The sequence below is a fragment of the Nisaea sp. genome (genome assembly GCF_965216895.1).
GTDB lineage: Bacteria > Pseudomonadota > Alphaproteobacteria > Thalassobaculales > Thalassobaculaceae > Nisaea.
Window position 1 is genome coordinate 2,759,927 of sequence record NZ_OZ244205.1, and the last position, 18,073, is coordinate 2,777,999.

The 18,073-nt window shown below is 66.3% G+C and carries 20 protein-coding genes; 8 read left to right on the top strand and 12 right to left on the bottom strand.

Features of this window, described 5'->3' with window-relative positions:
• Positions 1 to 197: 197 nt before the first annotated feature.
• Positions 198 to 1,253 (bottom strand): Gfo/Idh/MocA family protein, encoded by a 1,056-nt coding sequence (locus ACOOE1_RS13290; RefSeq protein WP_420402678.1) that lies wholly within the window; start codon positions 1,251 to 1,253, stop codon positions 198 to 200.
• 468 nt (positions 1,254 to 1,721) lie between these two features.
• Here ACOOE1_RS13290 and ACOOE1_RS13295 point away from each other — a divergent pair, with 468 nt between their 5' ends.
• The gene (locus ACOOE1_RS13295) at positions 1,722 to 2,129 is read left to right on the top strand and encodes an MAPEG family protein (protein ID WP_420402679.1); all 408 of its coding nucleotides are present in this window, start codon (positions 1,722 to 1,724) and stop codon (positions 2,127 to 2,129) included.
• A 13-nt stretch (positions 2,130 to 2,142) separates the two neighbouring features.
• Here ACOOE1_RS13295 and ACOOE1_RS13300 read toward each other — a convergent pair whose 3' ends face one another.
• The 3 genes from ACOOE1_RS13300 to ACOOE1_RS13310 are packed head-to-tail and all read right to left on the bottom strand — an operon-like array spanning position 2,143 to position 4,110.
• A complete protein-coding gene (locus ACOOE1_RS13300) occupies positions 2,143 to 2,439 on the bottom strand; it encodes a YciI family protein (RefSeq protein WP_420402680.1) in 297 nt (98 codons plus the stop codon).
• A gap of 41 nt (positions 2,440 to 2,480) precedes the next feature.
• Entirely contained in the window at positions 2,481 to 3,338 is an 858-nt protein-coding gene (locus ACOOE1_RS13305; protein WP_420402681.1) for a prephenate dehydratase, read from the bottom strand.
• A 10-nt stretch (positions 3,339 to 3,348) separates the two neighbouring features.
• Positions 3,349 to 4,110 (bottom strand): 3-deoxy-manno-octulosonate cytidylyltransferase, encoded by a 762-nt coding sequence (locus tag ACOOE1_RS13310; protein ID WP_420402682.1) that lies wholly within the window; start codon positions 4,108 to 4,110, stop codon positions 3,349 to 3,351.
• 251 nt (positions 4,111 to 4,361) lie between these two features.
• Here ACOOE1_RS13310 and ACOOE1_RS13315 point away from each other — a divergent pair, with 251 nt between their 5' ends.
• Both ACOOE1_RS13315 and ACOOE1_RS13320 read left to right on the top strand, forming a co-directional pair.
• Positions 4,362 to 4,961 carry a c-type cytochrome gene (locus ACOOE1_RS13315; protein WP_420402683.1) on the top strand — a complete coding sequence of 200 codons (600 nt, stop codon included), beginning with the start codon at positions 4,362 to 4,364 and terminating at the stop codon, positions 4,959 to 4,961.
• A gap of 89 nt (positions 4,962 to 5,050) precedes the next feature.
• Positions 5,051 to 5,830 (top strand): inositol monophosphatase family protein, encoded by a 780-nt coding sequence (locus tag ACOOE1_RS13320; protein WP_420402684.1) that lies wholly within the window; start codon positions 5,051 to 5,053, stop codon positions 5,828 to 5,830.
• Positions 5,831 to 5,909: 79 nt separating this feature from the next.
• Here the strand turns inward: ACOOE1_RS13320 and ACOOE1_RS13325 are convergent, their stop codons facing one another.
• Positions 5,910 to 6,416: an SET domain-containing protein gene (locus tag ACOOE1_RS13325; RefSeq protein ID WP_420402685.1), complete on the bottom strand. Its 507-nt coding sequence runs from the start codon at positions 6,414 to 6,416 to the stop codon at positions 5,910 to 5,912.
• A gap of 151 nt (positions 6,417 to 6,567) precedes the next feature.
• On the opposite strand from ACOOE1_RS13325, the gene ACOOE1_RS13330 reads away from it, so the two are divergent.
• Positions 6,568 to 7,500 (top strand): 2-hydroxyacid dehydrogenase, encoded by a 933-nt coding sequence (locus tag ACOOE1_RS13330; RefSeq protein WP_420402686.1) that lies wholly within the window; start codon positions 6,568 to 6,570, stop codon positions 7,498 to 7,500.
• Positions 7,501 to 7,518: 18 nt separating this feature from the next.
• Here the strand turns inward: ACOOE1_RS13330 and ACOOE1_RS13335 are convergent, their stop codons facing one another.
• Together ACOOE1_RS13335 and ACOOE1_RS13340 are read right to left on the bottom strand one after the other, a co-directional pair.
• A complete protein-coding gene (locus tag ACOOE1_RS13335) occupies positions 7,519 to 7,884 on the bottom strand; it encodes a MarR family transcriptional regulator (protein ID WP_420402687.1) in 366 nt (121 codons plus the stop codon).
• A 108-nt stretch (positions 7,885 to 7,992) separates the two neighbouring features.
• Positions 7,993 to 9,381, bottom strand: a complete 1,389-nt coding sequence (locus ACOOE1_RS13340) for a leucyl aminopeptidase family protein (protein WP_420402688.1) — start codon at positions 9,379 to 9,381, stop codon at positions 7,993 to 7,995.
• Positions 9,382 to 9,558: 177 nt separating this feature from the next.
• On the opposite strand from ACOOE1_RS13340, the gene ACOOE1_RS13345 reads away from it, so the two are divergent.
• Positions 9,559 to 10,218 (top strand): glutathione S-transferase family protein, encoded by a 660-nt coding sequence (locus ACOOE1_RS13345; protein ID WP_420402689.1) that lies wholly within the window; start codon positions 9,559 to 9,561, stop codon positions 10,216 to 10,218.
• Here the strand turns inward: ACOOE1_RS13345 and ACOOE1_RS13350 are convergent, their stop codons facing one another.
• Both ACOOE1_RS13350 and cbiB read right to left on the bottom strand, forming a co-directional pair.
• Positions 10,219 to 11,517, bottom strand: coding sequence for an MATE family efflux transporter (locus ACOOE1_RS13350; protein WP_420402690.1), 1,299 nt, complete (start codon positions 11,515 to 11,517; stop codon positions 10,219 to 10,221).
• A 146-nt stretch (positions 11,518 to 11,663) separates the two neighbouring features.
• Entirely contained in the window at positions 11,664 to 12,644 is a 981-nt protein-coding gene (gene cbiB, locus ACOOE1_RS13355; protein WP_420402691.1) for an adenosylcobinamide-phosphate synthase CbiB, read from the bottom strand.
• Positions 12,645 to 12,980: 336 nt separating this feature from the next.
• Here cbiB and ACOOE1_RS13360 point away from each other — a divergent pair, with 336 nt between their 5' ends.
• On the top strand, positions 12,981 to 13,214 hold the full coding sequence (locus ACOOE1_RS13360) for a hypothetical protein (RefSeq protein ID WP_420402692.1): 234 nt from the start codon (positions 12,981 to 12,983) through the stop codon (positions 13,212 to 13,214).
• 12 nt (positions 13,215 to 13,226) lie between these two features.
• On the opposite strand, the gene cobU is transcribed toward ACOOE1_RS13360, so the two are convergent.
• The gene (gene cobU / locus ACOOE1_RS13365) at positions 13,227 to 13,757 is read right to left on the bottom strand and encodes a bifunctional adenosylcobinamide kinase/adenosylcobinamide-phosphate guanylyltransferase (RefSeq protein ID WP_420402693.1); all 531 of its coding nucleotides are present in this window, start codon (positions 13,755 to 13,757) and stop codon (positions 13,227 to 13,229) included.
• A gap of 101 nt (positions 13,758 to 13,858) precedes the next feature.
• Between cobU and ACOOE1_RS13370 the strand changes: the two genes are divergently transcribed.
• Positions 13,859 to 14,062: a hypothetical protein gene (locus ACOOE1_RS13370; protein WP_420402694.1), complete on the top strand. Its 204-nt coding sequence runs from the start codon at positions 13,859 to 13,861 to the stop codon at positions 14,060 to 14,062.
• A 6-nt stretch (positions 14,063 to 14,068) separates the two neighbouring features.
• On the opposite strand, the gene ACOOE1_RS13375 is transcribed toward ACOOE1_RS13370, so the two are convergent.
• Positions 14,069 to 15,589 (bottom strand): gamma-glutamyltransferase family protein, encoded by a 1,521-nt coding sequence (locus ACOOE1_RS13375; RefSeq protein ID WP_420402695.1) that lies wholly within the window; start codon positions 15,587 to 15,589, stop codon positions 14,069 to 14,071.
• Positions 15,590 to 15,790: 201 nt separating this feature from the next.
• Here ACOOE1_RS13375 and ACOOE1_RS13380 point away from each other — a divergent pair, with 201 nt between their 5' ends.
• Positions 15,791 to 16,789, top strand: a complete 999-nt coding sequence (locus ACOOE1_RS13380; RefSeq protein ID WP_420402696.1) for a 2-hydroxyacid dehydrogenase — start codon at positions 15,791 to 15,793, stop codon at positions 16,787 to 16,789.
• A 150-nt stretch (positions 16,790 to 16,939) separates the two neighbouring features.
• Here the strand turns inward: ACOOE1_RS13380 and ACOOE1_RS13385 are convergent, their stop codons facing one another.
• Positions 16,940 to 18,040 carry a porin gene (locus ACOOE1_RS13385; protein ID WP_420402697.1) on the bottom strand — a complete coding sequence of 367 codons (1,101 nt, stop codon included), beginning with the start codon at positions 18,038 to 18,040 and terminating at the stop codon, positions 16,940 to 16,942.
• Positions 18,041 to 18,073 lie beyond the last annotated feature (33 nt).

Consider the following 18,073-nt stretch of genomic DNA (forward strand, 5'->3'; position numbering starts at 1 on the left):
CCATGCTCCCCGGGCCCCGGCCTGCGCCGGGGTGACGGCCTGAGGTGTTCCAACGGGCTCTTTTTAACTCGTCATCCCGACGGACGTTGGGATCCACTGGTGACGGGTGGGACGCGTCGGAGAGTGGATCCCGGATCGGGGTCCGGGATGACGGTCTTTGAGAGATAGCTTTGGGGAGAGAAAGCGTAGGTCGCCCCCTACACCCCCTCCAGCATCTCCGCGACCTCGACCACCCGCCCTTCCTTTGCCGCCTTCTTCACCGCGAGCAGGACGGCGAGCGTGCGGGCGCCGTCCTCGGCGTCGATCACCGGCGTCTCTTCTCCGTCGATCACCTTCAGGAAATGCGCGAGCTGGTTCTCGTAGGTCTGGCTGCCGTCGAGCGGCAGGGTCTCGCGGACGAGCTCGTTCTGCCAGTCGCCGCCCTCCGGCCCGTGATGCCAGTGCTCCATGGTCGGCACCTCGAGCGCGCCGTCGCGGCCGCCGATGAAGAGGTAGTTTTCCGGCTGGTGCGGGAAGTAGAGCGCCTGGCCCGAGGCGCGCTCCCAGCTGTAGGGCGAGGCGACCGCGTCGCTGATGGTGAAGCCGCCGAGCACGCCGCTCTCGAACTCGAAACTGACGCTCGCCGTGTCCTCCACGGCGAGGCCGCGGACCCGGTCCGAGGTGAAGGCGGCGACCCGGCGGATCTCGCCGAGGATGAAGCGCATGCAGTCGATATCGTGGATCAGGTTGATGAGCAGCGTGCCGCCGCCCTCCTCGCGCCGCCAGGCGACGTCGAAATAGGCGTCCGGCTTGTCGACCCACCACATGCCGCTCACCGTCACGATACGGCCGAGCCTGCCACGCGCCACGGTCTCGCGGGCCAGCCTGATATCGGCGCTGTGGCGGCGGTGATGGCCGACGAGGACGGGGATGCCGGCCGCCTCGCTCGCCCGGGCGAGCTCGAAACCGTCCTTGAGCGTCGCCGCGACCGGCTTTTCCATCAGGCTCGGAAGGCCGCGGGCGATGCAGGCGAGGCCGGCCGACAGGTGAAGGCCGGTCGGCAGGGCGACGATCACGCCGTCGGGCGCGACCGTGTCCAGCATGCTCTCGAGATCCGGGAAATGCGGGACGCCGAGCCCTGCCGCATAATCCCGAGCCTGCGGCGCCGGATCGGCGATGCCGGCAAGCTCCGCCTCCGGATGGGCGCCGATAAGCTTGCAGTGTTCCTGCCCGATCACGCCGGCGCCGGCCACGGCAATCCTTGTTCTCGACATCCGCATCCTCCCCCGGGGGCCGTCTTCGCGGCCGGCCCGCGCACTCAGTGTCGGAGATCGGCGGGGTGCCGTCCATGGCTTCCTGCAGGCGCGTTTTCCGGGGAGGACGCACGGCACCCTCCTGTCCCCAGGCTCGCCGGAAGCGGACCGGCTTGCTATCGTGCGGCGCAGAGGCGGTGCGTCACATCGCGCGCCGTGCAAGGGGATGAACGGCATGGGACTCGAGTGCCCCTCCCGGTTCGGCCTGACGCCGAACCGCGCCAGGATGGCCGCAAGAGCAGCCGCGATCCGCACCCGGGGCCCCGGGCCACGCGGGAAGGGATATCGCCGGGTCATGGCTCTCGACGACAAGCAGCGCGGTGTGATGCGCAACATGATGCTGGCGCTGGCGATCGCGATCACCGTGCCCGGCGCCGCGCTCTATTGGCAGCCCGGCTTTCTCGCCGCCCCGCGGCGCTTGCGGACCGCTTGGCCCTCACGCTCAGGTGGGACGCCCTGGTCCTGCTCTGCCTCGTCATCGCGGTCGGCAACCTGGCCCGGCACCGTTTCTTCACGCCCGCCGACATCGACGGCAGCGGGCTGACCGCGGGCACGGACCGGGCCCGGATCTTTCAGGCGGTCTTGCAGAACACGCTGGAACAGGCCGTGATCGCTGTGCTCGCCCATCTGCTCTGGACGGCGGCGGCGCCGGCGGGCTGGCATGGCGCGGTTCCCGCCGCGGCGCTGCTCTTCGTCGCCGGGCGGATCTTTTTCGTCGCCGGCTATGCCGGCGGCGCGCCGGCACGGGCCTTCGGCTTCGCCCTCACCTTCTATCCGAGCGTCCTGCTGACGCTCGGGGCGATCGGCTGCATTCTCCGGGACCGCATGCCCGGATGAAAGGAGGCGGGTCCTAGCCCTGCAGCGCCTTGTCCCAGATCGTCTTGCGCCAGGGCGTGACGACCACCGCCTCGAACACGCCATTGAGGGCGAAAGGATCGTTCCTGGCGAAATCCTCGGCCACCGCGCGGTCCTCGGTATCGAGGATCAGCAGGCTGCCGTCCATGCTCTCGTCGGCGCCGCCGAGGGTGGCGCCGCCGCAGAGGATCAGGTCCATCTTGGACTTCAGGTATTCGACATGGGCCGGCCGGTGCTCCATGCGCTTTTCGAGGGCGCCGGGCTTGTCGCGGGCGATGACGGCATAAGGCATTGTGAGCTCCCTTGATGGATGGCGGCCTGCGGCGCGCCGTTTCAGATATTCTCGATGCGGAACGGATGGGCCGGATAGGTGCCCATGATCTTCACCGCGCCTTTCGGGCAGAAGAAACGCAGCTCCTCGAGCGCCAGCTTCAGCGGCGTCTCCTCGGGATGGCCCTCGGCGTCGACATAGAACTGGGCGGCCGAGAAATGCCCGTCGACGAGATAGGATTCGAGCTTGGTCAGGTTGATCCCGTTGGTGGCGAAACCGCCGAGCGCCTTGTAGAGCGCGGCCGGAACGCTGCGCACCCGGAAGACGATGGTGGTGACGCAGCGGCCGTTATTGGCGGCCGGCACCACGCCCTCGCGGGCCATGACGAGGAAGCGGGTGGTGTTGTGCTCCGCGTCCTCCACGCCCTCGCGCAGGATCTCGAGCCCGTAGAGTTCGGCGGCGAGACGCGGACCGATCGCGGCAATCGACTTGTCGCCCGTCTCGGCAATGAAGCGGGCGGCGCCGGCGGTGTCCGAATGCTGCACCGGCGTGGCGCCGAGCTCGGCCATCAGCTTGCGCGACTGCGCGAGCGCATGGACATGGGAACGGATCTCCCTGATGTCCTCGAGCCTGGTGCCCGGGACGCCGAGCAGCATCGCGTTGATGCGCTGGAAATGCTCGCCGATGATATGCAGTCCGGATTCCGGCAGCAGGTGATGGATGTCGGCGACCCGGCCGGCGACGGAATTCTCCACCGGCACCATCGCGCAGAGCGCCTCGCCCGCCTTCACCGCCTCCAGCATGTCCTCGAAACTCTGGCACGGCATCGCCTCGAGATCCGGCCGCACCGCCTGGCACGCCATGTGGGAATTCGCGCCGGGTTCGCCCTGGAAGGCGATCTTCTGTTTCTGTTCGCTCACGGGACTGCTTTCAAACTCGCGGTTTTTCGAGGATTTTCCGGGCCTTTTCGAGGTCCGCCGGAGTATCGACACCGAGTGGAACGGTGTCAACGCGGGCGACGTCGATACGCATGCCGGCTTCGAGCGCGCGCAGCTGCTCCAGCTTCTCGCGCCTCTCCAGCGCCGAGGGCGGCAGGGCGACGAAACGCTCCAGCGCGGCGCGCCGATAGGCGTAGAGACCGATGAAATGGAAAAGCTCGCCCGGCCCGTGAGGCACGGTGGCACGGCTGAAATAGAGCGCGCGGCCGCGGCTGCCGTCCGCCTCCCAGGCGACGACCGGCTTGGTCACGCTCGGATTGGTGATGTCGTCCTCGTCGACGATCGCCGCCGCCGGCGCCCCGATATCGACCTCGGCGCGGTCGAGCATCGCGAAGGCCGCCCGCGGCACCGCCGGATCGAGCACCGGCAGGTCGCCCTGGATATTGACGACGGCGTCGTGCTTCCCGTCGGGATCAAGCTTGAGCAGGGCCTCCCAGATCCGGTCGGACCCGGAGGGGTGCCCGGGATCCGTCAGCACCGCTTCGCCGCCCGCGGCCCGCACTGCGTCCGCGATCTCCTGCTCCCCGCAGGCAACGGCGACGCGGCCGAGTCCGGCTTCCTCCGCCCGGCGCATCACATGCACGATCATCGGCGCACCGGCGATCGTCGCCAGTGGCTTGTCCGGCAGCCGCTCGGACTTCATGCGCGCCGGAATCAGCACGATCGGATTGCTGGGTTTCGCACTCGCCGCCATCGCGGTCAGCCCTCCCGGACCAGAGATATCATGCCCGCGGCGCGGCGAAATGTCGCGCACCGCTCCCCCTGCTGGAAATGACAAGCCCATGTCCGGACTTGCGTCTTAAGGGGCGGAACCTTATAGGAAACTGTTCCGTGCCTGTCGCCTCCGATTTTGGCGCCGGGACCGGAGTGTGAGATAAGCTGGTCCGTGCGTGGTCCGAAGAGGCGACGCGGCGGCGGGAAACAAAGGCGGGACGAGGGTTCGGCATGTCATCTTCTCTGGAATTCAACAAGATCGCCGCGGGCGTTCTCTGCGGCGGCCTGCTTCTGATGGGCGTCGGCAAGCTCGCGGGTGTGCTGGTCCATCCGACAGACCTCGAAGAGAATGCCTACCCGATCGAAGTCAGCGGCGAGACCGCGGTGGCCGCGGCGCCGGCCGGACCGGCTCCGATCGAACCGATTCTCGGACTCCTCGCCACCGCCGACATCGCGGCCGGCGAGAAAGGCGCGAAGAAATGCGCGGCCTGCCACAGCTTCGACAAGGGCGGCCCGAACAAGGTCGGCCCCAATCTCTGGAACGTGGTCAACGCGGAGAAGGGGCATGTCGACGGCTTTGCCTATTCCGACGCGATCAAGGCCTCCGGCGAGACGCCGAACTGGACCTATAGCTCGCTCAACAAGTTCCTGAAGAAGCCGAAGGACTATGCGCCGGGCACGAAGATGAATTTCGCCGGCATCCGGAAGGCGGAAGATCGTGCCGAGATGGTCGCCTATCTCCGTTCGCTGGCGGACAACCCCGCACCGCTGCCGACGACGGAAGAGATCCAGGCGGCGCAGGAAGCCTACAACGCGGCGTCCGGCGGCTGATCGCGTCCAGGTCAGATTCGACCAAGACTGTTTGACGAAAAGCCGGGCACCGCGTTGCCCGGCTTTCTCTTTTGCGGAGTTTGCCCCCCATGTCCCGGCCTTCCACCACAGAGCTCGCCGCCTTCGCCGCCACCCTCGCCGACGCCGCGCGCGGTGTAATCCGCCGCTATCACAACTTCGGCGTCAGCATCGAGGCCAAGGCCGACGAGAGCCCGGTCACGGTCGCCGACCGGGAGGCCGAGCGGCTGATGCGCGCTCTGATCGAGGAACGCTTTCCCGAGCACGGCATCGCCGGCGAGGAATACGGCAAGGTCCGCGCGGATGCGGAGTTCGTCTGGTCGCTGGATCCGATAGACGGCACCAAGGCCTTCATCACCGGCAGTCCGCGTTTCGGCACCCTGATCGGTCTGGTTGAGAACGGCACCCCGACGCTCGGCGTGATCGACATGCCCGTGCTCGACCAGCGCTGGATCGGCGGCGCCGGCTACATGACCCGCATGAACGGGTCGCCGGTGACCGTGCGCGCCTGCGAATCCCTCTCCGGCGCCATCCTGGCCGCCACCTCGCCCAGCATGTTCGACGGCGTCGAAGAGACCTATGCGGCGCTGCGCGCGGCCACCCGTTATCAGGTGTTCGGTGGCGACTGCCATAATTTCGCGACCCTGGCGAGCGGTCAGGTCGATCTCTGCGTCGAGGCCGGGCTGCAGGATTACGACTTTCTCGCCGTGGTTCCGGTGATCGAGGCCGCCGGCGGGATCATCACCGACTGGAACGGCCAGCGCCCGTCTCCCGGCTCGACCAACCGCATCCTCGCCTCCGGCGACAGGCGGGTACACGACGCCGCGCTCGAGATTCTCTCGACGGCCTGAACTTCCGCTTCCGCGACTCCGAGCTGTCATCCCCGCTTTCGCGGGAATGACGACGCTTGATCGGCGCCGATCCGCCTGGTCACCCCGCCTTCAGTGCCGCGATCTTCCGTGCGAGATAGGCGGAGAACCAGCCTTTGTAACGAGCCTGCAGTTCGGGCCGCTTCCAGTCCTTTCCGGTCACGATCCCTCGGCAGTTTTCCGCTCCGCACCGGCACTCCATGCTCCAGTCGTCGTCGTCGCCCGTTGCGTAGTCGAAGGCAAGCTCCTCCCCCGCCGCGATGTCGCGCATCGCATGGAACGAGATCTGGCCGACAATGCCCACATTCGGATCGCAGGAATGGTTCAGATACATCATCCCCGCATCGCGGTCCTCCGGCCGGTCCGGGCCGATGAAGAGGCGATCGTCGATCTGGATCTCGGACGGGCCGAGCGTCTTCGCCAGCGCGTCGCGCCGTTCCCGCGTGAAGACATGCCCGCCCTTGATCACCAGCAGCTCGCCCGCGGGGATCGCGTCTACGGCCCGCAGGCCGGTGCCCTCGATCCCGCTCGCATATTTTTCGACCTTGTCCGAGAACCATACGAACATACCCCTGCGACCTCCTCGATCCGCTTCGGGCAAAGGGCCGTACGCTGGACGATACCCGTGACAGGCATATTTCAGCGTGCGGCTGGCCGGGACGGCCGATGCCATGCTAGGACCAAGATCCCACCCCGACCACACATCTCCGGAGTATCCCATGCCCGCCGTCTTTTTCCGGTCCTCGAACGACGTCGCCTCAGGTTGGGAGAAGGCCCTGAAGGAGCTGATTCCCGATCTCGACTTCCGCGCCTGGCCGGATGTCGGCGACCCGAAGGATATCGAATTCGTGCTTGGCTGGAAGATGCCGCCGGGCGCGCTGAAGGATTTCACCAACCTGAAATGCGTCTGCTCGCTCGGCCAGGGCGTTGACCATATCTTCGCCGACCCGGAACTGCCGGACGGCGTGCAGATCATGCGGCTGGTCGACCCCTGGATGGCACAGGCGATGAGCGAGTGGGTGCTGCTGCATGTCTTGCGCTACCATCGCCAGGCACCGGAATACGAGGAACTGCGCAAGACCAGGACCTGGACCGCGCTGCCAGCCCCGGACACCGCCAGCCGCAAGGTCGGCGTTCTTGGTCTCGGCGCGCTCGGCGCCGACGCCGCGACGAAGATCGCCGCCCTCGGCTTCGATACCGCCGGCTGGAGCCGGAGCGAGAAAATCATCAACGGGGTGACCAGTTATTTCGGTGCCGACCAGCTCATTCCGTTCATGAAACGGACCGAGATCCTGTGCTGCCTGCTGCCTCTGACGCCGGAAACCGAAGGCGTGATCAATGCCGAGACCCTGGCGGCGATGCCGGCGGGCAGCTTCGTGATCAATTCGGGGCGCGGCGGCCATGTCGTCGAGGAGGACCTGCTCGCAGCCCTGGACAGCGGTCACATCTCCCATGCGGCGCTCGATGTCTTCCGCACAGAACCGCTGCCGCAGGACAGCCCGTTCTGGGAGCACCCGAAGGTCGATCTCTGGCCGCACGTCTCGGCCCAGACCAACCCGCTGAGCGGTGCGCAGCAGGTGGCCGACGCGATCACCAAGGTGTTTCGCGGCGAGGCGCCGAACAATCTGGTCGATCCAAAGACGCAGTATTGAGGACGGGAACCGGGGAGGTCAGTCGGCTGCGGCGGACTGCTCGAAACGGGATCCTTTCGAGGCGTCGACGACAAGGTCTCCGAATTCCGTGAGGAAGACGGAGCCCTTCACCGTACGCTGAACCAGCACGCTGCGACGGTCCGCCTCGTCCGGTTTGCGGCGCACGAAGCCGTACTCACCGAGCCGGTCGAGGGCCCGGGTGATCGCCGGTTTCGAAACGTTCAGCGTGGCGGCGAGCCCGCGCACCGTGTGCGGCGGGCTTTCGATATAGACCGTCAGCAGCACGGCGAGCTGGCGCGCGGTCAGGTCCGGCGTATCGCGCCGCACGCTTTCGACCAGGGCCTTGCGCCATATGCTGAGAGCTTGGATCGAATCGGCAGCCATTTCGCTTCCGGCAACGCTGTATTTGTTTCGAAGTCGATTTGACTATACAGATCGTTGCCGCCCTGCGCAATGACCGATCCTGCGGGACAGGTCGTTTATCGCCCCGCATTAACTATAACGTTTACGCAACATTTTATAAAATGCACGGATGCCCATGGCCTCGCCGCCTTCCGGTCGTCCCGGATTCGATTTGAGATTCCAGGCCATCAGGTCGACATGCGCCCAGCGCGTCCCGGGCGAAACGAAATGCTCGAGGAAGAGCGCCGCGGTAATGGCCCCGGCATAGGGGCCGGACCCGGTGCTGGACAGATCCGCGTTCGGCGATTTCAGCATCGCCTTGTAGGGCTTGTGCAGCGGCAGGCGCCAGAGCGGATCGTCCTCGGCGAGGCCGGCCTCGAGCAGGTCCGCGGCCAGGACGTCGTCATTGCTGAACAGCGCCGGCAGATCGGTGCCGAGCGCAACCCGCGCCGCGCCGGTCAGCGTCGAGAAGTCGAGGATCATGTCCGGGGTCTCGCTGTCCGCCTCGGTCAGCGCGTCGGCGAGGACGAGCCGGCCCTCCGCGTCGGTGTTGCCGACCTCGACGGTAAGTCCCTTTCGCGAGGAGAGGATGTCCATCGGCCGGAAGGCATTGCCGGAGACCGCGTTCTCCACCGCCGGCACGAGCACGCGCAGGCGCACCGGCAGTTTCGCGTCCATCACCAGCTTGGCCAGCGCCAGCGCCTGCGCCGAGCCGCCCATGTCCTTCTTCATCATCAGCATCGCCGAGGCCGGCTTGAGGTCGAGCCCGCCGCTGTCGAAGATCACGCCCTTGCCGACGATGGTGACTTTCGGATGGCTCTTCTTGCCCCAGCGGAGATCGATCAGGCGCGGCGCCCGGTCGGCCGCCCGGCCGACCGCGTGGATCATCGGGAAATTCTCGGCCAGCAGCGCCTCTCCCGCGATGACCGAGAATTTCGCCTTGTAGCTCTTTGCCAGGTCCTCGGCCGCAGCGGCCAGTTCCGCCGGACCGAGATCGTTGGCCGGGCGGTTGATCAGGTCGCGGGCGAGCGCGGTCGCCTCGGCCAGCCGTATGACCTCGTCCCGATCGGCGCCCTCCGGCCAGACCAGCTCGGCCCTGAAGACGGTCTTTTCGCGGAATTTGTCGAAGCTGTAGTGGGCGAACGCCCAGCCGGTCGCGGCCCTTGTCGCCGCCTCGGGCGCCAGCGCCGCGTCGAGATAGTAGCGGCCTTTCGGCAACAGGGCCGGCAGCGGGGCGAGGTCCCAGAGCCCGCCGCCCGGCGCCGCGCTCTCGGCGACGCCGAACAGCACCCGCTCGAAACCGCCATCGCCGCCCGGCACGAAGCAGACTGCCCCTGCATCCGCCTTGAAGCCCGAATCCCGCACCCAGCGCGCCGCCCGCGTTTCCGCGCCTTTCAGCCAGCCGGGCAAGGTCGCGGCACTGACCGGCGTCAGCGGAATGGATTTCGGAGTGGCCTTGGCAACGAATCGGAAGGACATCGGAGAAGCTCCTGAGAGGGACGGTGCCATCCGTTCTAGCGCGCGCTCCGGACCCGCTTCAAGCGCGGCAGAGCGGTCGGCAGCGTCGGTTCGCCTGCCGGGCGGAGACGACAGAGGTTGCGCCCCGCGCCGCTGGCGGTTCAAATGACCCCGGCAGGGTCAGAGGGAAAATCAACAATGGCGCCATACAGCCTTATAATCGGGAACAAGAACTATTCGTCCTGGTCCATGCGGCCGTGGCTGATGATGAAGGCGACCGGCATCGAGTTCGAGGAGACAGTGGTCGCACTCGACACCTCGACGACGCGGCAGGAAATCCTGCGCTATTCGCCCTCCGGCAAGGTACCGGTCCTGAAGGACGGCGAGCTGACAGTCTGGGACAGCCTCTCGATCGGCGAATACCTGAACGAGAAACACCCCGAAGCGGGTCTCTGGCCGGACGATCCGGTCGCGCGTGCCCGCGCCCGCTCGGTCTCCGCCGAAATGCACTCGGGCTTCACGGCATTGCGGCAGAACATGCCGATGAACGTGCGCTCCAGCTTTCCCGGCATGGGCCGCGGGCCGGGCGTTCAGGAGGACATCAACCGGATCAGCGCGATCTGGCGCAATCACCGCCGCCGCGTGACCGATCCGGCGGACGGGCCCTATCTCTTCGGCCGCTTCTCCATAGCCGATGCCATGTTCGCCCCGGTGGTCTCGCGCTTCCGCACCTATGGCGTCGAACTCGCCGACGAGGCGGCGGCCTATGCCGAGGCGATCTGGGAAAATGCCGCCGTGAAGGCCTGGGCCGAGGACGCCCGGAACGAGCCGATGGTGATCGACCGGCACGAGTTCTGATCAGGCGCCGAGACCGCGCTCAAGCCTGGGATAGTAGAGGGCGAGCGTGACGGCGCGGACTGCAAGGAACAGGCAGTAGCCTGCCCAGAGTCCGTGATTGCCGAAAGCGGCGACGAGCGGCGTTGCGGCGGCGACGAAGAGAATCAGGCAGAAGATCATGCTGTTCCGCATTTCCGGCCCGCGGGTCGCACCGATGAAGACACCGTCGAGCTGGAAGGACCAAACCGCCAGGATGGGGAAGGCTGCGACCCAGGGCAGATAGCTCCGTGCGGTCTCGCGCACGCTATCGATGCTGGTGATGAGATCGACGAGCGGCCCGCCGGCGCACCAGAAGATCACCGCGATCGCGAGCGCGAGAACCGCCGCGCCCCTGGTCGTGGCGATCACCGCGTCGCGCAGTCGGCCGCGCGAGCGGCGACCGATCGCCTCGCCGACCAGCGCTTCGGCGGCATGGGCATAGCCGTCGAGCCCGTAGCCGGCAAAGCTCTTGAAGACGCCGAAGACCGCGTTCGCCGCCAGCACCGTGTCGCCGAGCTTGGCGCTCTCGTTCATGAAGAAGGCGCCGGCGGTCAGCACCGCGAGGGTGCGCAGGAAGATGTCCCGATTCACCGCCATGATCGCCTTCAGACGCCGGACGTCCGTCAGTTCCCGCAGCGTCGGGCGGCGCGCGTCCCGCGGCGCCATGCGCCAGACGATCGCCGCACCGACGGCAAGGCCAGCATATTGCGCGATCACCGTCGCCAGTGCGACGCCCTCGATGCCCCAGCCCAGGACGAGCACGAAGTAGAGATTGAGCACCACGTTGGCGGAATTGATCAACAGCTGCTGCACCAGCCCCGCGCGCATCGCCTGCATGCCGAAGAGCCAGCCGAGAAGGGAGAAGTTGCAGAGCGCGGCGGGCGCCGCCCAGACCCGGATGGCGAAATAGCTGCGCGCCGCCTCCTCCACCTCGGTGCTGCCGTCCAGCAGGGCGAAGGCGGCCTGCTCAATCGGCGCCGAAAGCAGCACACAGCCAGCGCCGAAGACGAGCCCGAGGATCAGCGCACGGCCGAGCGCCGCGATCACCTCCGTGCCGTCGCCGGCCCCTTTCGCCTGGGCGACGAAGCCTGTCGTCCCCATGCGCAGGAAGCCAAAGCCCCAGTAGATATAGTCGAACAGCAGGGTCCCGAGCGCGACGCCGCCGATATAGAAGGCGGCGTCGAGATGACCGACCACCGCCGTGTCGACGGCGCCGACCAGCGGGATGGTCAGGTTCGAGAGCACGACCGGCCAGGCCAGACGCCAGACCCTTCGGTTCATTGTCGGTTCGCTGGGCAATGTCGGAGCTTTCCCGGGACGGCGATGGCGCGATGTAGACCGCCGGGACCTTAGAAGCAACCGGTCCCGTGCGGTCGGTAAAAAATCGAACCCCGGGGCAACAGGTATGTGGCCCCTCCGCCGGGCCCTCAGACCAGGAGCAGAGCCGACAGTGCCACCGCCAGCAGGAGCGCAAGGCAGGCATGGCGGAAGAGCGAGAGCGCGCGGAGAATGTCGTCCGGGTTGGCTTCAGACCGCCCGTCTCCCATCCAGGCATCCTCCACCGTCTCGCCGCCATAGATCCGGGCTCCGGCAAGCCGCAGGCCCAGCGCTCCCGCCACCGCCGCCTCCGGCCAGCCGGCATTGGGCGATCGATGCTTGCCCGCGTCCCTCAGGGTCGCCTTGTAAGACTCCGCCGGGTCGGCACCGGTAAGCACGAGGGACGCCGCCCAAAACAGGGCGGCCGAGAGACGGGCCGGGAGGAAGTTGGCGAGATCGTCGAGCCGCGCCGCCGCCCGGCCGAAATCGCGATAGCGCGCGTTCCGGTGCCCGATCATGCTGTCGGCCGTGTTCAGGGCCTTGTAGGCGAGCAGTCCGGGAAGCCCGGCCAGCAGATACCAGAAGGCCGGCGCCACCACGCCGTCGGAGAAGTTTTCCGCCGCCGTCTCGATCGCCGCGCGGCAGACCCCGGCCTCGTCGAGCCGCTCCGGGTCGCGCCCGACGATCATCGAGACCGCCCTGCGCGCCCCGGCGAGCCCGTCCTCGCCGAACCCGATGGCGACCGCGCGGACGTGATCGTAGAGACTGCGCTGGGCGAGAAAGACGGACGCGATCGCGGCCTCCAGGAGCCAGCCATAGGGCAGACCCGCGACAGCCCGGTGCAGCAGCCATCCGGCAAAAGCGGCGCCGGAGAGCAGCAGGGCGACCAGGAACACGCCACGGCGGCGACGCTCGGCCTCGGACTGCGCGGCGTCGTTCAGCCGCTCCTCGCCCCAGCCGATGGCCCGGCCGAACAGGACCACAGGATGCGGCAGCCGATTCCAGATCCGCGGCGGGTCGCCGACGAGCGCATCGAGCAGGAGCGCGAGACAGAGAATTCCGCTTGCCCCGGTGAAGAATGCCTCAGCCATTTTCCTGCCTTCGACGATTGCCCCCGCGAGACCGCAGGCGCGTCATTCACCGCCCCGACTCTGCGCACCAATTACATAGCAATTTATATAAATCCACAGCAAAAATGAGGCCTTCTTGACAAATGACCAACGATTCCGCATACTTGCTGACGACAAAAAAGCGGCCCGATCAGGGCGACCGGGCCGTTGAATTCTAAAGTGAGTTCTCACAAGGAGAATCGGCTAAGGGACTCACCGAGGCAAAGTATGCACTTTTCGATTTTAATTTACAATACGTAAACACATTTCGTTTAATTAGTTAGGACGCCTATTCATTTACGTTTGAAAGGGCTGACGATGAAACGGCGATATTTCACCCGCAGGAGGCACGCCATCAGGGCGAGCCTGCTCTGGATCAGAACGACGAGTTGGATCGCGGCGCCGTGCCTTGCAATGTGGCTCGGCTACAAAGTTGTCTCGCAGGGAACCCTGGATGTGGTCGCCGTGGCGATCATCGCGATCCTGGCAGCCATCTACCTCGTCTCCGTGCTCCGCGTCCGCGGGCTCTCGGGCGAGTGGACGTTCTTCTGAGGCTGGCGGACCTCATCTCCCCTTTACCGTGACGGGCAGGCCGGCGACAACGAGTGTGACCTCGTCCGCCGAGGCGGCGATGCGCTGGTTCAGCCGCCCCGCATGGTCGCGGAACTGCCGCGCCAGCCTGTTTTCCGGAACGATCCCGAATCCGACCTCGTTCGCGACCAGCACCAGCCTTCCCGGCTGCACCGACACCGCCTCAACGAGGGCGTCGATCTCTTTCTCAATACTCGATCCGGCCAGCAGGTGATTGGTCAGCCAGAGCGTCAGGCAATCGACCAGCAGCACCCTGTGCGCCGCCGCCTCGCGTATCAGCACGGCCGAGAGATCCATGGCCTCCTCGATCGTGCGCCAGCCGTCTCCTGCGCGCTCCGCCTTGTGCCGTGCGACGCGTTCCCGCATTTCCTCATCCCGCACCTCGGCGGTCGCGACATAGACCCGCTCGCCCCCCGCTTCACGGCAGAGCGCTTCGGCATACCGGCTCTTGCCCGACCGTGCTCCACCGAGCACCAGCGTCACCCCGGCGCCGTCCTGCGTCATTTCCGCCCCATCATCATTCGCCTGTTCCCGATCATGGCCGGCAGGGTACACTCGGTTGAACATGAAGCCCAAGCGGCCGGCAACGCGAACGGGAGCAAGAAATGCCACAGGACGATCTGACGATGAGCGCCCAGCTGCTTCTGGAATCGGTCGAGGAAGAGAACACCGACCTTCACGAGGCCTGGGAGCAGCTCCAGCGCATCCTCAACACGATGCGGGCCGAAGGCCTGCAGCCGCCGGAAGATCTCCTGAAGCTGGAAGAGCGCATGCAGGCGGATTTCGCCGCCGGCCGTTCCGGGAACTGAGGTGTCCTAGCGGACCATCCCGGCGGCGCGCGCACGCGGGTCGCCGACGGCGGCCATGGTTCCGTCCTCGTTCACGCCCACGGCCTGCACCGAGGCCAGCATCGGGTCCCGCCCCGGGCTGAGCGCGAGCCTCAACCCGCGCGCATCGGCAAGCGGGCGCACCGTCTCTTCCAGTTCCGCATCCGCCAGCATGGACTCGGTCTCGGCATGGACCCGGGTCCGGCCCACCGCGTCCGGCAAGGCATCGCCGAGCACCAGACGATTGAACAGAACCTGCATGATCGATGTCGGAATGCGGGTCGATCCCGAGGCGCCGATCGCCATGCGGATCCGCCCGTCGCGGAACAGGAGGCTCGGCATCATGCTGGAGACCGGGCGCTTGCCGGCGGCGACCGCGTTCGGATTGCCGGGCCAGGGACTGAACAGCATCATCTGGTTGTTCAGGAGGATGCCCGTGCCCGGCAAGACAACGCCGGAATGATTGTTGTTCGAATAGGTGATGCAGGCCGCATTGCCATCCCTGTCCACTACGGCAAGGCTGGTGGTCTCGCTTGACTCGCCGGGCGCCGCCTTCAGGAAGGCCGGATCGCCAAAGCTCGCCGCCCGCTTCCGGAACATCGCCAGCATGGCGTCCGCCAGCAGCCCGTAATGCGCTCCGTCGCGAACCGTCTCGCCTTCGAGCGCGGCCAGCCCCGCGAACACAAGGCTGCCGGAGGATGGCGGCGGCATGGTCGCGACATCGTATCCCTTGAAGCTGGCCGTGGCGGGATCGCGCCAGATCGCCTCGTAGCCCTCAAGGTCCGCTCTCGCGAGAAAGCCGCCATTGGCCTCCATTTCCGCGACCAGAAGATCGCCGAGTTCACCCGCGTAGAAGACGTCCGGTCCGTGCTTCGCAATCAACCGGAGCGAGGCGCCGTATTCCGGGTTCGCCATCTCGTCGCCGACCTGGTAGAGGCTGCCGTCGGCTTTCAATAGAAGCTTGCGTGTTGCCTCGGTCAGGTTCAGCAGCTTTTCCGTCCGCGCCATGCGGAGCGCCGCCTTGTGCCCGACCCGGAATCCGCCCTCGGCCAGCGCGATCGCGGGCGCCAGGACATCTCCCATTGCCAGTTTGCCGAATTTCGCCTGCGCCGCGCCCAGACCGCGCACGGAGCCCGGCACCGCGACCGAGCGATGACCGCGCTCGTTCTCGCGTCCCTTTACCCGGATCACGTATTCCATGGCGGTATCCATCGAGGCGTAAAGCTCGTATTTCGCCGCCGCGGGACAGGTCCCGAGGAAATCGATGCTCTCCGTCTGGCCGCGCGCCGCGTCGTGCAGAATCATGAAGCCGCCGGCGCCGATCCCGCTGTCGAGCGGCTCCACGGTGCCCATCACATAGGCTGCCGCGACCGCCGCATCTATGGCGTTGCCGCCCGCTTCGAGAATATCGAGCGCCGCACGGGTCGCGTCCGCATTGCCGGTGGCGGCCGCACCGGCCTCCGGCGTTCCCTGCTGCCACGTGGATGGGGTCGGTTCCGGCTCGGCCATGTCAGTCTTTCCAGAATTACGCGAAGGCGGGAGTTTGGCGCCGCAAGCCTGCGTTGTACATAGGCAAAACGGGCAGGATTGATCCCGCAAAGCCGGTCCAGTCGTGCCCATAGGAAGCCTTGTACGGTATCGTCGACCGGGCTATGTCGGACACGGTCGCGCTCGGCGGCCTTGCCTTCCGGAACCCGAAAGAGACGATCCGTGACGAAGCCGCTCAAACTGCTCCTGACCCAGCCGAAAGACAGCCCTCGCTACAATCTGCTGAAGAAGAATCTGACGACCGACTGGGACATCGTCACCTGGGCCAAGGACGACGGCGAGGACACCTTTCGCGAGCGGGTCATGGATGTCGACGTCATTGTCGGCGGCGGCGTGCCGGAACTGCCCAAGGGCATTCCGCTGAAACTGTTCCAGATCCCCTTCACCGGCTACGACTGGATCACGCCGGACGAGATCCCGGCCGGAACCGTCTTCTGCAACACATTCGAGCACGAGACCACGATCGCCGAGCATGTGCTCGCCGGCATGCTGGAATTCCAGACCGGCCTGATGCGCGAGACCCATCCGATGATGAAGGCCGAGTCCTATAACGGGCGCGACATCTCGCGTGGACCGATGCACCGGGAAATGCGCGGCCATACCGTCGGGATCGTCGGCTACGGCCACATCGGCCGCGAGGTCGCGAGGCGCTGCAAGGCGTTCGACATGACGGTAATGGCACTTTCGAGAACGAAGCGCGAGGAACCGGGCCTGGTCGACTGGTACGGCACCACGGACGAACTCGGCACTCTGCTGCAGGAAAGCGATTTTGTCGTCGTCACCGCACCGCTCAACGAGGAGACGCGGAGCATGATCGACCGCGAGGCCTTCAACAGGATGAAGCCGGACGCGGTGATCTGCAATGTCGGCCGCGGCCCGGTCGTGGACGAGGCCGCGCTCTACGAAGCGCTCTCGACCAAGCGGGTCCGCGGCGGAATCATCGATGTCTGGTACGTCTATCCCTCCAAGAAAGACCCGAATCCCTGGCCCTCGAAATTCCCGTTCCAGAAGCTCGACAACATCATCATGTCGCCGCACAACTCGGCCTGGAGCAACGAGATGAGCGACCGCCGCTGGGCCTTCGTCGCCGCCAATCTCGACCGCTTCGCCCGCGGCGAGGAACTGGAGAACTTCTGCTTCGAGGGCACGCGGCAGGGCTGAGCCGCCTCCGACTATAGTCTTCACTCCGGCCTTCGCCGGGATGATGAATGAGAGTGGGCTGACCCGCCGTCACGTCTCCGAATCCCGAATGCAAGACGGCCGGGCACGAAGGCCCGGCCGGATCGCTTCAACGGAGGCGGGGAGCTCCGCTCAGAATTCGATCGTCATGCCGACGAGCCCGGCGGTGCCCTTGTTCTCGCTCCCGGTCTCGTCCTCGAACGTGCTGTGGAAGAGGGTACCGAGCAGGCTGACGCCCGGACCGATCTCGTAGTTCGCCGACAGCATCACGGTGTCGTTCTCGCTCTCGCCCGCGACCGCGACCTGATCCTCGAACTCGCCCTTGTAATAGGAGAGGCTGACGGTCATCGGATCGAAGGCGTAGGACACGCCGATGTCGAAGCCTTCGCCCTCGAGCGAGGTCGCGGTGTCGGTTCCCTGCGCCCCATTCCCGTCGGTCTTCGCGTAGGAGCCGCCGAGTGTGAAGCCGGCATGGCTGACTTCGAAACCGAGGCTGTAGCCCTCGGCGTCCTTGGCGCTGGCGGTCGGCGCGGAGGCGGTCATGAACCCGGCGGCCAGCGCGAGGGAGGTCTCCTCGCCGAACGCGCGGACATAGTTCACGCCGAGCGCGATACCGTCGTGATAGAGATCTTCGCCCGGCTGGGCGTTGCTGTCGCGCTCGAATTCCGGGGTATAGGAGAGGCCGAGTTGCAGGTCCATGAAGCGGGGCGTGTAGTAGCTCAGCTTGGTGCCCTTGTCCTCGCCGAGGAAGAGGTAGGTCGACTTGAAGGCCGAATCGGCATCGCCGCCGGTCGGATTGTCGATCCAGTCGTCAATATCGGAATCGTTGATGCCGAGGCCGACATCCGGCGCCGAATAGTGCATCTGGGCGGCCGCGTTGTCCCGCTTGCCGATTTCCAGACGGCCGAACTGCGCCTCGCCCCAGAGGTAGCTGTCGCTGATTTGCTCGTCGCTGTCCGAATTGCCGTTCATCACCACTTCGAGACCGACCTGCAGGCCGGTGTCGAGCGTCAAATCGCCGGCGAAGCCGATTTCCGTGTCCGACTTCTGATCGAATCCGGTGGTATCGGTCGTGCCGCCGTTATCGTCATTGTCGGCATAACCGAAATACTGGGTCATGTAGCCCTCGACGCCGACATGGAGCTTTTCCGCGGCATTTGCCGACGGAACCAGGGCGGCAGAAAGCGCGCCCGCAGCGCACAGCATCGTGCCGTGCTTCAAGATTGAGTTCACGTGGATATTCCCCCGAGACAACAGGTGCAAGGA